Source organism: Peterkaempfera bronchialis (genome assembly GCF_003258605.2).
GTDB classification, from domain to species: Bacteria; Actinomycetota; Actinomycetes; order Streptomycetales; family Streptomycetaceae; genus Peterkaempfera; species Peterkaempfera bronchialis.
In genome coordinates, this window is the sequence record NZ_CP031264.1 from 7025988 (window position 1) to 7039033 (window position 13046).

The window sequence follows — 13046 nt, forward strand, 5'->3', positions numbered from 1 at the left end:
GTGGGCCGTTGTCGACAGCCAAGCCCCGAACGGCGGAGGCGATCCGCCCCGGCACTGTGACGCACTTCACGGTCGGCCCCACACGCTGCGGGATCACCACCGATCCGGATTTCGCCACCGAGAGCCTGGCTGCGATGACCCAGCGTGTGAAGCCGCAGACGGCGTTGCGCCTCCAGTCGCGCGGCGTCACCCTCGGGCAGAACTCCACTCCCATCCGAACGTCCCTTTTCCCCGGGTGCGGAGGGCATGCGCTCGGGATATGGTTTTGACGGCAAGATATCAACAATTCACTGTCATCACCAGCCTGAGGAGGGAATGGGTTCATGGAGTTTATTTTCAAAGATGAGGCATTCAAGTTCGAGACGCTGCGTACTGCGGGATTCGCCGGGGACGCCGGTGCTGACATCGGCGAGGTCATCGTCACCACAGCGCAGATCCCCGAGGGTGACGAGGACGCGTGGACCGCAGCCTGGAAGGCGACCGCCGAACGCACCGCGAAACGAGGCGAGGCGTCACTGGAGGTCGGCGACACGGTCAGCGCGCGTGAAGCGTTCCTCCGCGCATCGAGTTACTACCGGTCAGCCGAGTTCTACCGACGCAAGGATCCGCTCAACGATCCCCAGGTCCTCGAACTGTCGCGGCTTTCCAAGGATTACCTCGTCAAAGCCGGGGCCTTGCTGGACGGTCCTTTCCGCGAAGTGACCATCCCATACGCGGACGGTGAGATGCCCGGTTATCTGTTCCTCGTCGATGACAGCGGGGAACCGCGACCGACCGTCATCTACACCAACGGCTTCGACTCCACCCGCGAGGAGGGCTACTTCGTCATCGGTGCGGCAGCGCTGCGGCGCGGCTACAACTTTCTGGCCTACGACGGCCCGGGCCGGGGCTGGATGATCCGGGAGAAGAACGTGCCGTACCGGCCGGACTGGGAGAACGTGTTGGGCCCGGTGGTCGACTACGCCCTGACCGTGTCCGAGATCGACAGCGACAAGATCGTGCATTTCGGCTACAGCCTGGGTGGATACCTGGTGGCGCGGTACGCGGCCTACGACCACCGGTCGGCGGCGATCGTGTGCAACGACGGCGTGACGACCTTCTACGCGTCCTACCCGCCGATCCCCGCAGCCACGCTGCGCCTCATCGAGGAGGGGCGAGACGCCGAGGCAATCCCGTTGCTTGAGACGATGACCAGGAACGACACCAATGCTCGCTGGGGCCTGCAGAATGGTGTCTGGGTCAACGGGGTCGCGAACGTCGCCGAGTACGTCCGCAGCACCGCCGATTACACCCTGACCGTGGACGACCTCCACAGGATCCAGACATCCGTCCTGATCCTTGAGGGCGAGGACGACAAGGTCTTCGCCGGTCAGGCGGCCAAGATCGCCGCAGAGTTGCGCGCACCGCATGAGCACGTGGTGATGCGCAATGCGGACGGCGCGGGCCAGCATTGCCACGAGGGGGCGATGTACCTGCTCCACCAAACGGTCTTCAACTACCTGGCCAAGACCCTCGGCTAGTGCTCTGACCACATAGGCCGGCCCTTCACCCGCTGGTCGATCCGCAGACTCGCCGCCTACCTGCGCCGCGTGCACGGCCGTGTCACGCGGTCACGGCACCAGTTCGGTTACAGGTGGAAGATCTGTCCCGCGATGTCCCGGATGGCGTCAGCCAGGGTGTCAGGAGCGTTGAGGTGGGCGGTGTGTCCCTGGCCAGGAAGCGTGACGATCCGCGCGTTCGGCAGGGCTGCCGCCATGTCAGTCAGACGTTCGCGCAGGTGGGCGGGGCTGAGATCGCCCTCGACCAGGGTCGTCGGTAGGTCGAGCGTCGCGAAGCGATCAACACCGGTGCCGAGCGCGTCGATCGCCTCGTTGTCTGCGATCTGTGCCGCCGCGTACGCGGAGAATGCCGCTCGCACATGCTGGTCGGCGAACCTGGCATCGACCACCTTCGCGGGCATGCGGACGATGTCCCGCATATGGATCCGCATCGCCTCGACCGGATCGCCCCCGTCGAACGCGGCGCGAGCTCGTTCGCCCGCAGTCCCGGCGATCAACTCCTTGGTGGGCATCGGCGGTTCGTAGAGGAAGAGTCCGGCGAACGCCGACGGGTCCAGCAATGCGGCTTCCAGCGCGGCGACGGCGCCCGAGGAATGTCCCACGAGCAGCGCGGGGGGCTTCAGGAGACCCGCGACGGCGACAATGTCGGATGCCTCAGTGATCACCGAGTGAGGGTCGATGAGGTGGCGGGTGACGCCGTCCCAGGTCGTCGCATCCCCGCCACCTGGGTGGACCACCAGCAGGTTGGGCCCGGATCCGTCGTCGAGAGCGGCGATGGACCGGCCGTCATCAGCTGACACGTGGAGCTCAGTCATGCGCACACGTATGGACGTGTCCACCGACATCGCACCGACGGGCTGCGCCGGCATGCCGTGCTGCCGACAGCAGTCGGCCGGGCACGGCGTTGCGTCACGCTCCCCAGGCTGCGAACGGAGTGTCCAATTCGGCGGCGGTCAGGGAACCGTGTTCGTAGCGGTATTCGGGGTCGGCGAGGAAGGTGTCTCCCTCGGCGATGAGCAGCAGTTCGCCGACCCGGTCCCGCACGCTCTCGGCAAAGAGGTCCTCAGCCCCGGCCAGGCGCACCGATTCCGGGAGTTTCGCTGCCAGTTCGGCAGCGACGGCTTCGGTCACGCCCGGTGGCGAATAGAGCCACCGGGTGCGGCCGGCGCCGCCCATCCGGAAGCCGTGCTTGCGGGCCAGTGTGTCGAGCAGCTCGGCGAGGTCGGGGTCCGGGCGGGTCGGGGTGAGCCCGTGGTCGGCGTGTGCGAGTACCACCGTGCCGGTGTCGGCCAGCCTGCGGGCCAAGGCTTCGATCTTGGTCAGGAAGCGGGCGGCGTGTCTGTCGTAGCCGAAGTGGTGGATATGGCGGTCGAGTTCGACGTAGCACCACACGAGCCGTGGCCTGGCACCGGGCAGAGCGAGCGTCCGGACCAGGGCGTCACCGACGAGATCCGCCAACAGGTCCGGATCGCGCTCCGAGTACGGACCCGCGTCCGGGCTGTAGAAACGGTGCCCGATGACCGGTTCGGCACCGCGAAGCAGAGCGTTGCGCCAGGAACCGCCGTACGCCTCCATGTCGCCCTGGACGGCGAGCGGGCGATAGCCGAGACCGCAGGCATCGGTGAAGACGGTCTCCTTGGCGGGGGTGAGGTGCTCGCCCTGGTACTCGAAGACGTTGATGAGCTCCCGCGAGCCCTCTGGGCCGGCAAATACCACACCAGGGACGCGATGTCGGGGGACGTCCAGGCCGGTGAGGGCGGAGAGGAAGCCTGCCGAGGTCGTCGTGGGGAAAACCGACCGCAGACGGTCGATCCGGCAGACATCGGGCCAGCATTCGGCCGCAAAGTCGTGCGCCAGGCCGTCGATGCCGAGAAGTACGACATCCCGTGGGGCCGGCGTGGCAGATTCCTGCCGCAGCAGGGCGGAGATCCTGCCACGGACGCTCGTGATGGAGGTTTCGGCGGTAGTAAGGGAGGACTCAGCGCACGTCGCTTGATCCTCTCTGCCCCCCACCAAGTGAAGCGGTGTACCCACCATGGCCCTTGCGAATGCGTCGTACCGGAGACTGCGCTCGCTGGTTGATGGACCGGATCTGCTCAATCTGGCCTGGACCCTGGACGAACGCCGGTTTCTCTCCATCGACCTTTCCTCACTCATGGGTGCCGAACTCCTGGCGGAGCAGAAGGCCGGACTGCCTTATCTGCACAGTTACTTCGTTCAGGACCCGTACGGCGACAGGGAGCTCGGCCCCACGGTCGGGGAGCTCTTCGGCCGCGCGGGCTGGGACTGCGAGATCACCTGTGGGGCGGGAGTGATATCGCTGCTGCACGCGCTGGCCCAGCTGGCCGAGGGCCGTCCGGTGTACGTCACCGGCGATGTCTACCCCGATCTGCCGCACTGGATTGAACAGCAGGGCGGCGTCTGCGCCTCGGCGTTCTTCGACGGGCTCACCCGGGGCGGGCTCGTCGACCATATTCGGGTGCTGGGCTGCCGACTCGTTCTGGTGGAACGTCCCAGCCTGGTCGCGGCGGAAGCCGACAGGGACGCAGGACTGGACGGGCTGCGTCACCTGTGCGAGGCCGTCGCCCCGCAGGGTGCCGTCGTCGTGGTGGACGAGTCGTATGCAAACTACTGTCCGCCGTCGTACAGCTCGGCTGTCCTTGTCGAGGAACTGCCCAACCTCGTGGTCCTGCGTGGGCTGTCCAAGGCGTATGGGATGGGTGGTCTGCGGCTGGCCTACGCCCTGACCCACCGTTCGCTCACCCCTCGGGTGCGGGCGGTCGTGCCGCCCATGCTCGCCTCCTCGCTGTCGATCCGGTTGGGTAGAGCCGTGCTGGCGCTGGGCGACGCCACCGCCGCGCTGCGGCAGCGCGTGCACACCGCCAAGGCCGAGATGACCGCGCTGCTGACGTCCGCGGGAGTGCCGGTCGCGGACACGTCCCACTCGGACGTCCCCTATGTGATGTATGAGGAGCAGGACACCGCGGCGCAGCAGTGGCTCGAGAGCCGGGGCATCATCGGCAAGCTCCAGCCGCTGTGGTCGGAACGCTTGCTGGGCATTGCCCACAAGTACCGGGTCAGCGTGCCGCTCAGTGAGGAGCGGATGGGTGATTTCCGCAGGCGCCTGAAGTGAAGGGTGCCACACGGGTCAGGCCGATGCGTCGATCAGCCCCAGTTGGGCCGCGCGCACTCCGGCCTGGAAGCGCGAGGTCGCGTCGAGACGGTCGAGCAGTGCCGCCACGCGGCGGCGGTAGGTCCGTACCGACAGGCCGAGGACCCGGGCGGCCTTCTCGTCGGTGTAGCCCCGGCTCGCCGCTTGAAGCACCCGAGCCGCGCTGTCATCGTCGATCCACCCCGCATGTGCGGAACTGAGATCGACGGCCCGTGCCCAGACGGCGTTGTGCAGCACGGACATGGCCCGGGCGGTTTCGGGGTCGCTGATCACGGTGAGCGGTGCACCGCGGGTCGAGCTGAGCAACCCCACCCGGCCGTCGAAGACTGTGGCGGTGGGCAATTCGCAGGGTGATATCCGGATCTGTGCCCCGGAGGCGGCGAGTTCATCCAGTCGGGCGAGTGCCTCCTCGTCCCTCAGCAGCCCGCTGGGGATCAGCAGCCGCATTTCACCGTTCCGGGCGAGGAATTGGGTGTGCAAACGGTCCAGAAAGGGATCGGCGAACTCGTGCGGGCCCTCGGCGTAGCTGCACTGCGCCCGCACCACCCGGTCGCCGACCCGTTGGAGCAGACGCGCTGCGACTGTGCGGGCGTCCTCGACGGGTGGGCAGGGTGGCTGGGTCCCGGGCGTTGCGGCGATCTCTCTCCCGGAGAGGCGGTCGGCCATCTCCGCCAACTGCTGTGCCTGGTCGCGCAACTCCTTGAGCGTGGGGGCGGCTGACTCCGTTGATGACCCTGCAGTGTTGGGCACTGGCTGCTCCTCATGTCTTCTCGACCGATCTCCTTCGGTCGCGGACAGCATGCGGTGGGGCGTCGGCCGTTGTCGGCGAGTGGGAAGACGAGCGGTGAGGGTCGGATGGGGTGGGCGGCCCCCGATGCCACGACGCTGCGACCCCCGACTGGCGTGACCGGTCCGGTTCCGGCCTACCGCTGTTCATCATCACTGAACACGGAGTCCTTTTCAACGTTATTGGACAGCCCGACCGGACGGAGTCGAGCGCCGGCGTGGACGTAATTCCTGCCGACCGGGTTGTCGAGGGAGAGGCGAATTTTCGCCAGATGTTCGCGTGAAATCATTCCTATCGCTCATCAAACTGTCCGGTTCGCCCCTTCGGCTCCTGTCCGGTCGGCTGTGGTGGGCATCTCGCGCAGCCGGCAGTGCCCCGTCGGCCGGTCCGCTGTGACCGATCTGCCGGGCGCAGGGAAGGCCGGAGTCGTCGAACGCCGCGCACGTGGTGGTCGCAGTATGGGAAGCTTGCGCGTGCAGGTGTCCTGCCGGGGGTCTGCCGGACGTCTGAGAACTCCCTCAACCGGGTGAGCGGGCACCTATCCGTGTCGGTCCCGCGCTGCGGCCTCTTTCCGAGGAGTCTTCGAGGTAAGCGCGATGATTCAAGCGGTTCAACGGGCGGTCCACGTCCTGAGGGAACTGGCTACCGCGACACCGCAGCTCGGTGTGACGGCGCTCGCGGATCGGATTGGAGTGTCCAAGCCGACCGCCCATGCCCTGCTGCGCACGCTGGAGCGCGAGGGGTTGGTCTGTCAGGACCCCGAGACTGCTCGGTACCAACTGGGTCCGGGCCTGGTGGTGCTCGGCAACGCGTATTTGGACTCCCATGAGCTGCGTGCCCGCGCCGCCGCCTGGGCCGACCATCTGGCAGGCCGGGTTGACTCGGCCGTCTGGGTGGGGGTGTTGAACAAGCCCGACGTCCTGGTGATCCACCATCAGTTCCGTCCCGGGGACGCCCTGCAGACGCTGGAAACGGGGGCCAGCCTGCCGTGGAACACCTGCGCCCTGGGTAAGGCGATCGTCGCGTTCCTCCCCGCCGATCAGCGCGAGCAGTTACTGGGTGGCGAGCTGTACCGGGTGACCAGCGTCAGCGTCGACGACCCGCTGGTCCTCAAGTCCCAGCTGGACGGGGTGCGGCGCACCGGGTACGCCCTCGACGACCAGGAACTGACCCTGGGCGATGCCGGGATCGCCGCCCCGGTCTTCGACCGCACCGGATTGGTCGCGGGGGCACTCGGGCTGGTCGGCCCTGTCGAGCGGCTCCTGGCGGATGACATGCGTCGGGACTACGCGATTGCGGTCCGCGAAGTCGCGCGGGGTGTCTCACGGGATCTCGGCGCTCCGCGCACGGCGGGGCTGTCGGCGAGCATGTAGTCGATCCTGCGCACTGCGCCGTCGTCCTCGCGCCGGTCCGGGCCGGGGGTGTCCGGTGCCTCGGGCCCGGGGTCAGAGCCCCAGCTGTCGTAGCAACCCCAGCCCCGCCGAGTCGAGTTGGTAGAGGACGCGCCCGCCCAGGCGCTGTTTCCAGACGATGCCCGCCTCGCTGAGGACCGACAGATGCTGGGAGACGGTACTTTTGGCGACGCCCAGGGAGGCTGCCAGGGCCGTCGTGGTCTGCGGAACCACCAGGGCACGTACGACCTGTGCCCGGCCCTTGCCGAGGAGGAGGGCCAGCCGGTCGTCCGCCACCGTGTCCCGGCCCGGAGCGGTCAGCACATGGAAGTACCCCGTGGCCCGGGCCTGGTAGGACATGGCCACGACGCCGTCTTCCTCCATGAACAGCCGCAGGCCGCCGGCGAAGACCGTGGGTACCAGGAGGAGCTTCGAGTGGCTCAGGGTGACATCCAGGTCACGGTGGTACGGCGCGGTCAGGAGCGGCGGAGTCCAGGTGATGCGGCCGCCCAGCTCGGCCAGCATCGCTTCCACGCCGCCCACCGCCAGTGTGCGGCCGCGGAAGAGGATCTCCTCCTCCAGCGAGGAGCGGATCGAGGTCCAGTGCGGGGCGATGGCCCACTCCCAGTACCGCTCCAGGAGTCCGATGAACCGTTCCGCCTGGACTGACCCGCGATGCCGCTGCCGAACCTGCCGCAGTTCGGCTTCGATGGTGTTGTGGGCAGCGTCGGGGAGCGGTACGAAGTCCGGGGGGAACAGGGGACGCTCGGGCTGCCGTAACCGCTCCACCAGATCCCTGGCGAACTCGGTCGGCATGCCACGGCGCACTCCTCGTGCCCAGTTCGTGTACGGCGAGGGGGCCACACCCCGGTAGCGGGCCAGGATGCCGATGCTGCCGATCATTTCCCACAGCGGGCTGAAGGCGAGCCGTGTGGTCTGCAGGCTGTCGTCATCGACGTGGAGACGGATCACGAGGGCACCCCCCGTGCCTGGGTCGCGCCGGTGGTCATGAGGTCTCCACTCGCATGGCCAGGTCCTGGCAGAGCGTGAGCACGCCCTCGATCCAGGGGGCCGGGTCTGCGGGGTCGTATCCCTCCATGGTTTCCACTCGCCAGTAGTCGGCGAAGCTGATGGCCTGCGGAGCCACTGCCTTGAAGCGGTTGGGCCGCCACTTCGGCAGATGGCTGCCGTACTCTCCGTGGCTCTCCAACAGGGCGTTGATGACATGTCCGAAGGCCAGGCGCGCCGAGATCGTCGCGCTTTCCAGGTCTCCGGCCTCCAGCTGGCCGAGTGCGTCCTCGACGGCGTCGTCAGCGGCGCCGAGCGAGCGGACCACGGCGAAGGAGTGGAATGCCGATTCCGCGAGCCGGGACCGGCACCGCGCCAGCCAGGCTTCGCCCAGCAGCGGCAGGCAGCTGCCCAGCCGCCCCAACAGCAGCTCCTCTCGCAGGACCAGGGTGTCCTCGGTGACCCGGCCGGTCTCGAACGCCTCCCAGGAGACCTTGGCGAAGATCTGGTCGATCTGGCTGTCCAGCCAGTACGTGACATCCCAGCGTCGGCTCTGCGTGTAGAACAACTCGGTGCTCAGTCGCGGCGGTTCGAGCGGGACCGGGACCGTGCCGCCGGACGAGGAGACGCGCTCCGTACGGGTGACGACGTAGACGTCGAAGTCGCTGCGCGGGTTGTGCCAGCCCCGAGCGGCAGAGCCGACGACAAACACCGCGAGCGCCCCGCGGGGGATCAGGCCATGCTGCCGTAGCGGGGACAGCCAGTCCTCGGCCGCCTTGGTGCCATCCATCCCAACGTCCCCTTCCCTCAGAGGTCTCGCGGATCTTAGACCACGATCTCGGGCAGTTGCGCATAGGTGTTCGGCCAGGACCGAACGCGTGGGCTGGTCGTGTCCGCACATGTTCAAATCGGATCAAGCGAAACCGAACTCTCGTTTGGGGAGGTGTGTGATGGAGGACCTGAACGTCATCGAGGTCGACGAGGACATCGTCGAGTTCGACTCCGACGAGGAGAACGCGGCCGCCGCGGCGAACGTCGTCAACGTCGTCAACGTCGTGAATGTGGTCAACGTCTGACGAAGACGGTGGCGAGGGCCGGTTCACCGTCCCTCGCCACCTCGGATGTGCCTCCAACACCCCGGCACGCCTCGCCTACCCCGGCACGCCTCGCTCGGGATGCCGCAGAAGACCTGCTTGAGAGATGGGAACCACGGGACATGGCCAGCCCCGCAGTCGAGCAGAAGCTCGCGGCGGCCCGCAAGCTCGGACACACCCTTGCGGCTGACGCTGATACAGACATCGACTCCATCTACATCGGCGGCAGCCTCACGGCCGGCCTGGGAAACGCGACCAGCGACGCGGATCTCTTCGCGCTGACCGGCCACCGAGGCCACGCCGGCGACGAGGCCACCCAGTTCAGCGTCGACGGCCACCGGATCGACGTCGAACGGTGCTCACTCAGCGAGGTCGAAGCATTCGTCGCCGACCTCACCGGTTTCGAGCTGCGCCGGGACAACCTGACAGCCCTTCATGGACTACCGAAGGCACTGGACTTCGTCTTCCGACTCAACGCCTCCGAGACCGTGGTCGACTCGGAGCGCCTGACGGCGCTCCGTGGCCGTATCAGCGACGCTCTCCCGGCGCTCCGGCGCACCATGGTCAACTACTCGGCCGCCGCCATCAACGGACATCTGGAAGACTTCCTCGGCGCGGCCGCCGAGGGCGATCTGGACACTGCGGCGTTCGCCGGGCAGCACCTGGTCGCGTTCGCGGGCAAGGCTGTGGTGTCAGCAGCCGGAGACCTGTACTTCAGCAACAAGTGGGTCTACAAGCAGCTGGCGCGCACCCCCGTCGAGGGCTTCCCCGTGGATCTGTTCACCCACTTCCAGCGCGGTGCCTGGACCGACGGAGGTGCCGAAGCCGCCGAGGAACTGATCCTTTTTGTCCAGACCTGCATAGCGGTCGCGCAGCTCCTTGCGAACACAGGCACTCCGCTCGGAGCCTGGCCGAGCTGGCGGCCCGGGACGGCGAAGGACGGCCTGTGGCGCAGCACCGGCTTCAACGTGCTGCACACGAGCGAGGGCATCCTGCTCCACTGGGAGCTCGGTCGGCAGCTGCTGCTCAAGGAAGCTCCGGCCTTCATCTGGGCCTTGTGCGACGGCCGCTCGGTGGAGGACATCGTGGAGGCAGTCCGCGACCTTGGGGCGAGTGTCCCTTCGCTCAAGGACATGCCCCGAGCCCGCGTCGAGTCGGTCCTGGCAGCCCTACGGAACAAGGGCCTCGTCGGCACCGAGCCCTTCTCCCGGCTGAGCTCGGTCTGACGCGGCACGCAACCGACGACAACGGAAATGCGAACGGCATCATGAGCGCTGAGCTGGTGTCCGCGCCAGGCATCGAGCAGCTGAGAGACATCGCCGGCTGGGCCGCCCGTGAACTGCGCGGTGCAGCGGACTATCTCCAGGTCTTCGCTGAGTCCACGCTGGCGGTGAGTGTGGAGTGCACATCAGGCGAGCCGTCGGCCACCTGCGGGGACCTGCGGGAGGGCCTGGGGTGCCTGGCCCTGAAGGATGGTCGCTGGCGCTACAGGGCGGTGACCCCGGACCAGGTTGACACCGTCGCCGACTGGCTTGGCGCCCCGCGTCCGGCAGCCACGCCCCCCTGGGTGCCCGGCCCGGGCACGGCGGGCTTCCGGCCGGTGGATCCGCAGGCATGGCTGGTGGGGCAGGACGGGGACCCCTACTCCGTCCGCTCCGTGGAGGATGCGACCTGCCGGCGCTACGCCGTGGCTGACAGCGAGGGCGCCGCCTACGCGGGTGCGTCGTACACGCTGCGTCGTCGGGTCGAGGCCGGTCTGCTCGCGGCTGGTCGGCGCTATCGCGGGCTCAGCCGCTGGCTGCGCAAGGGGACGGCTGCGGTCGATGCGGACGCATCGGTCGAGGACCTGGTGAACACGGCCCTGGGCCATGCTCGGGACTCTGCCAAGGCCGCCTTCATTGGCAAGCACCGTACTCCGGTGGTCTTCGGGCCCTCTGCGGCGGCCGGATTCCTGCACGAGTTGGTGGGACACGCGCTGGAGGCGGACAACTTCCGGCTCGACAGCGACTACATCAGGGGGCTGCGCCGGCCGGGGGCCCTGCCGGCGGCACTGTCGCTGCGCGACGACCCGACCGTGGAGCACGGCTACGGCTCGTACCCGGCCGACGACGAAGGCTTCACCGCGACGGTCACCACCCTGCTCCAGAACGGCGAGATCGGTTCCCCTGTCACCTGTCTGCGCACCGCGCAGCGCGGTGGCCTCCGACGCACCGCCAACGCCCGCCGTGTCGACTTCCGCAGCCCCGCCATCCCTCGGGCCGCCAACACCGTGGTGGTGCCCGGTGCGGACGACCCTGCACTGCTGCTGCGGGGCGAGGGCTCCGGCGTGCTGCATGTCGGCGGCCTGGGCGCTGGAATGATCAATCTCGGCACCGGCGAGTTCTCGTTCGCGGCACTCAACTGCCACTACCTGACACCGAATGGCGACCGGGTTCCCGCCCGCGATGTGAGCCTGGTCGGCAACGCACTGGACACACTGGCCCGCTTGGAAGGCATCGGGTCGGACTTCGGCGGCGACAACGCCACCTGCGGCAAGCAGGGGCAGCTGATCGGGATCGGGCTGTACTCCCCTTCGATGCGCTACGCGGCTCTCGACTGGAGCGCCGCGTGATCCGGTCGACTATCGAGAGTGCGCCCGCAGGCAGGACGGCGGCATGAGGCAACTGGACAGCGGCTGCGACGAGGCACTGGCCGTCGCGGACGCAGTGAACCGCGAACTGCGAGCGGGTGAGAGGGCGTTCATCCATCTGGGCCGGACCGGGCGGCGGTGCCTGACTGTCGACCCCGCAACCGGCGGCGGGCAGCTGATGGTGCGACAGGGCCGGTTCGACGGCTATGTGCGCCTCACCCGCGACGGCAGCGAGGTCTACCTCAATGCCCCCGCGCCGGGTTCCGCGACCGTGGGCCGGCTCCTGGACGTCGGCCGGCTCCTGCTGCCGCTCGGCACCTTCCGCACCCCTCTGGCCGACCAGGTGCCACACGCGGGCGAGTGGCGCAACCGTGATGGCAGGGTGAGTCTGGAGTCGGTCGCCACCGACCCGGTACCGCTGCTGTCCCGGCTCGCCGAGGCAGCCGGGCCGGACTGCGCCGTGCGGACCCTCGCTGTCTCCGAGGTACTCGGCGAGCAGGTCTTCGCCGACTCCACGGGCCCGCGTGGTCAGAGCGTCTGCCGAGGGGCCGAGGTGCAGGCCGCCGCATCCGCAGACGGTGGCGCGACTGTCGCCCGGGTCTCCCACTACGCCGCTGATCTCAAGCGCATCGATCTGGTCACCCTCGGTCGTGAGCTGGCGCTGACCGCCGCCGCGCTCGGCCCGGCATCGGCTTCCCTCCCCGGGAGCGAGATCGGGTTCCTCCCCTCGGCGGCAGCCCAACTGCTGCGGGTCCTGGTGAGTGCGCTGCTCTTCAACCCGATCGCCGAGCCCCGGCCGCTGTGCACCGCGGTCGTTGACGACGGGCGCACTGCGGACGGCTGCTCCGCGCGGGCTTTTGACTGCGAGGGAACGCCCACCGGGGCGATGGAGCTGGTGACCCGGCAGGGTGAGCAGCAGGCCGTTGCCACCCGGCTGAACTCCGTCGTCGGTACCGGAGGCCGGAAGGCGCGCAGTCTCACCGGGCACGCGTCCTGGGAGGCACGCCGATACCAGCCGCAGCCCACCGCCACAAATGTGCGGCTGGCGCCGGGTGGTGCGGCTCCCGACCTGTGGAGTGGCGAACGCTGCCTGGTCACCGATGTGCGCAGCCTGGGTGTGGAGGAGTTCCGCTCGGGTGGACAGCTGGCGCTCCGCCTGCTCGCCGCGCGAGCGGTGGACGGCGTACCGACGGGCGCCTATGCGCCGCTCGTGGTGGAGGGAGAGGCCGTCGACTTCCTGGCCGCACTCACCGGGGTCGGTGAGACCGCTTCCTACCACCCCGGTCCCTTCTCTGTCGGCGGCGCCCCGCTGTCGATGGACCTGTCCCGTCTGTCCGAGAGGAACGAGGTCTGATCTTGGCTGCTGATCGGGGACTTCATGTCACCGGCCTGACCCGCGTGTTCAC

General features: G+C 68.4%; 12 protein-coding genes. 7 read left to right on the top strand and 5 right to left on the bottom strand.

The features are described from left to right. Window positions 1–323: 323 nt before the first annotated feature. A complete protein-coding gene (locus C7M71_RS30085) occupies window positions 324–1520 on the top strand; it encodes an alpha/beta hydrolase family protein (protein ID WP_111488852.1) in 1197 nt (398 codons plus the stop codon). Window positions 1521–1627: 107 nt separating this feature from the next. Here C7M71_RS30085 and C7M71_RS30095 read toward each other — a convergent pair whose 3' ends face one another. Continuing rightward, window positions 1628–2374 carry an alpha/beta fold hydrolase gene (locus tag C7M71_RS30095; RefSeq protein WP_111488976.1) on the bottom strand — a complete coding sequence of 249 codons (747 nt, stop codon included), beginning with the start codon at window positions 2372–2374 and terminating at the stop codon, window positions 1628–1630. Between the two features lie 94 nt (window positions 2375–2468). Beyond that, window positions 2469–3572, bottom strand: a complete 1104-nt coding sequence (locus C7M71_RS30100) for an alkaline phosphatase family protein (RefSeq protein WP_229759266.1) — start codon at window positions 3570–3572, stop codon at window positions 2469–2471. Between the two features lie 22 nt (window positions 3573–3594). Between C7M71_RS30100 and C7M71_RS30105 the strand changes: the two genes are divergently transcribed. Further along, window positions 3595–4692, top strand: coding sequence for an aminotransferase class I/II-fold pyridoxal phosphate-dependent enzyme (locus tag C7M71_RS30105; protein WP_111488854.1), 1098 nt, complete (start codon window positions 3595–3597; stop codon window positions 4690–4692). Window positions 4693–4707: 15 nt separating this feature from the next. On the opposite strand, the gene C7M71_RS30110 is transcribed toward C7M71_RS30105, so the two are convergent. Then, window positions 4708–5427 (bottom strand): helix-turn-helix transcriptional regulator, encoded by a 720-nt coding sequence (locus C7M71_RS30110; protein ID WP_162824488.1) that lies wholly within the window; start codon window positions 5425–5427, stop codon window positions 4708–4710. Between the two features lie 687 nt (window positions 5428–6114). Between C7M71_RS30110 and C7M71_RS30115 the strand changes: the two genes are divergently transcribed. Further along, complete coding sequence (locus C7M71_RS30115) at window positions 6115–6891, top strand: IclR family transcriptional regulator (RefSeq protein WP_111488858.1); 777 nt, start codon at window positions 6115–6117, stop codon at window positions 6889–6891. Window positions 6892–6963: 72 nt separating this feature from the next. Here the strand turns inward: C7M71_RS30115 and C7M71_RS30905 are convergent, their stop codons facing one another. Further along, window positions 6964–7812 (bottom strand): ArsR/SmtB family transcription factor, encoded by an 849-nt coding sequence (locus C7M71_RS30905; protein WP_162824490.1) that lies wholly within the window; start codon window positions 7810–7812, stop codon window positions 6964–6966. 103 nt (window positions 7813–7915) lie between these two features. Then, entirely contained in the window at window positions 7916–8707 is a 792-nt protein-coding gene (locus C7M71_RS30125) for a nucleotidyltransferase domain-containing protein (RefSeq protein ID WP_162824492.1), read from the bottom strand. A gap of 160 nt (window positions 8708–8867) precedes the next feature. Here C7M71_RS30125 and C7M71_RS32820 point away from each other — a divergent pair, with 160 nt between their 5' ends. From C7M71_RS32820 to C7M71_RS30140, 4 genes are all read left to right on the top strand, one after another. Beyond that, window positions 8868–8993: a hypothetical protein gene (locus C7M71_RS32820; protein ID WP_265737682.1), complete on the top strand. Its 126-nt coding sequence runs from the start codon at window positions 8868–8870 to the stop codon at window positions 8991–8993. 140 nt (window positions 8994–9133) lie between these two features. Next, window positions 9134–10237, top strand: coding sequence for a PqqD family protein (locus tag C7M71_RS30130; protein ID WP_111488862.1), 1104 nt, complete (start codon window positions 9134–9136; stop codon window positions 10235–10237). 41 nt (window positions 10238–10278) lie between these two features. After that, complete coding sequence (locus tag C7M71_RS30135) at window positions 10279–11622, top strand: TldD/PmbA family protein (protein WP_111488864.1); 1344 nt, start codon at window positions 10279–10281, stop codon at window positions 11620–11622. A gap of 43 nt (window positions 11623–11665) precedes the next feature. After that, window positions 11666–12994, top strand: a complete 1329-nt coding sequence (locus C7M71_RS30140; protein ID WP_111488866.1) for a metallopeptidase TldD-related protein — start codon at window positions 11666–11668, stop codon at window positions 12992–12994. Window positions 12995–13046: the final 52 nt, after the last annotated feature.

Excerpts from the sequence above, each read along its gene's own strand:
- C7M71_RS30140 (WP_111488866.1), top strand. The coding sequence starts at position 11,666 with ATGAGGCAACTGGACAGCGGCTGCGACGAGGCACTGGCCGTCGCGGAC.
- C7M71_RS30115 (WP_111488858.1), top strand. The coding sequence starts at position 6,115 with ATGATTCAAGCGGTTCAACGGGCGGTCCACGTCCTGAGGGAACTGGCT.
- C7M71_RS30135 (WP_111488864.1), top strand. The coding sequence starts at position 10,279 with ATGAGCGCTGAGCTGGTGTCCGCGCCAGGCATCGAGCAGCTGAGAGAC.
- C7M71_RS30105 (WP_111488854.1), top strand. The coding sequence starts at position 3,595 with ATGGCCCTTGCGAATGCGTCGTACCGGAGACTGCGCTCGCTGGTTGAT.
- C7M71_RS30095 (WP_111488976.1), bottom strand. The coding sequence starts at position 2,374 with ATGACTGAGCTCCACGTGTCAGCTGATGACGGCCGGTCCATCGCCGCT.
- C7M71_RS30130 (WP_111488862.1), top strand. The coding sequence starts at position 9,134 with ATGGCCAGCCCCGCAGTCGAGCAGAAGCTCGCGGCGGCCCGCAAGCTC.
- C7M71_RS32820 (WP_265737682.1), top strand. The coding sequence starts at position 8,868 with ATGGAGGACCTGAACGTCATCGAGGTCGACGAGGACATCGTCGAGTTC.
- C7M71_RS30125 (WP_162824492.1), bottom strand. The coding sequence starts at position 8,707 with ATGGATGGCACCAAGGCGGCCGAGGACTGGCTGTCCCCGCTACGGCAG.
- C7M71_RS30085 (WP_111488852.1), top strand. The coding sequence starts at position 324 with ATGGAGTTTATTTTCAAAGATGAGGCATTCAAGTTCGAGACGCTGCGT.
- C7M71_RS30905 (WP_162824490.1), bottom strand. The coding sequence starts at position 7,812 with ATGATCGGCAGCATCGGCATCCTGGCCCGCTACCGGGGTGTGGCCCCC.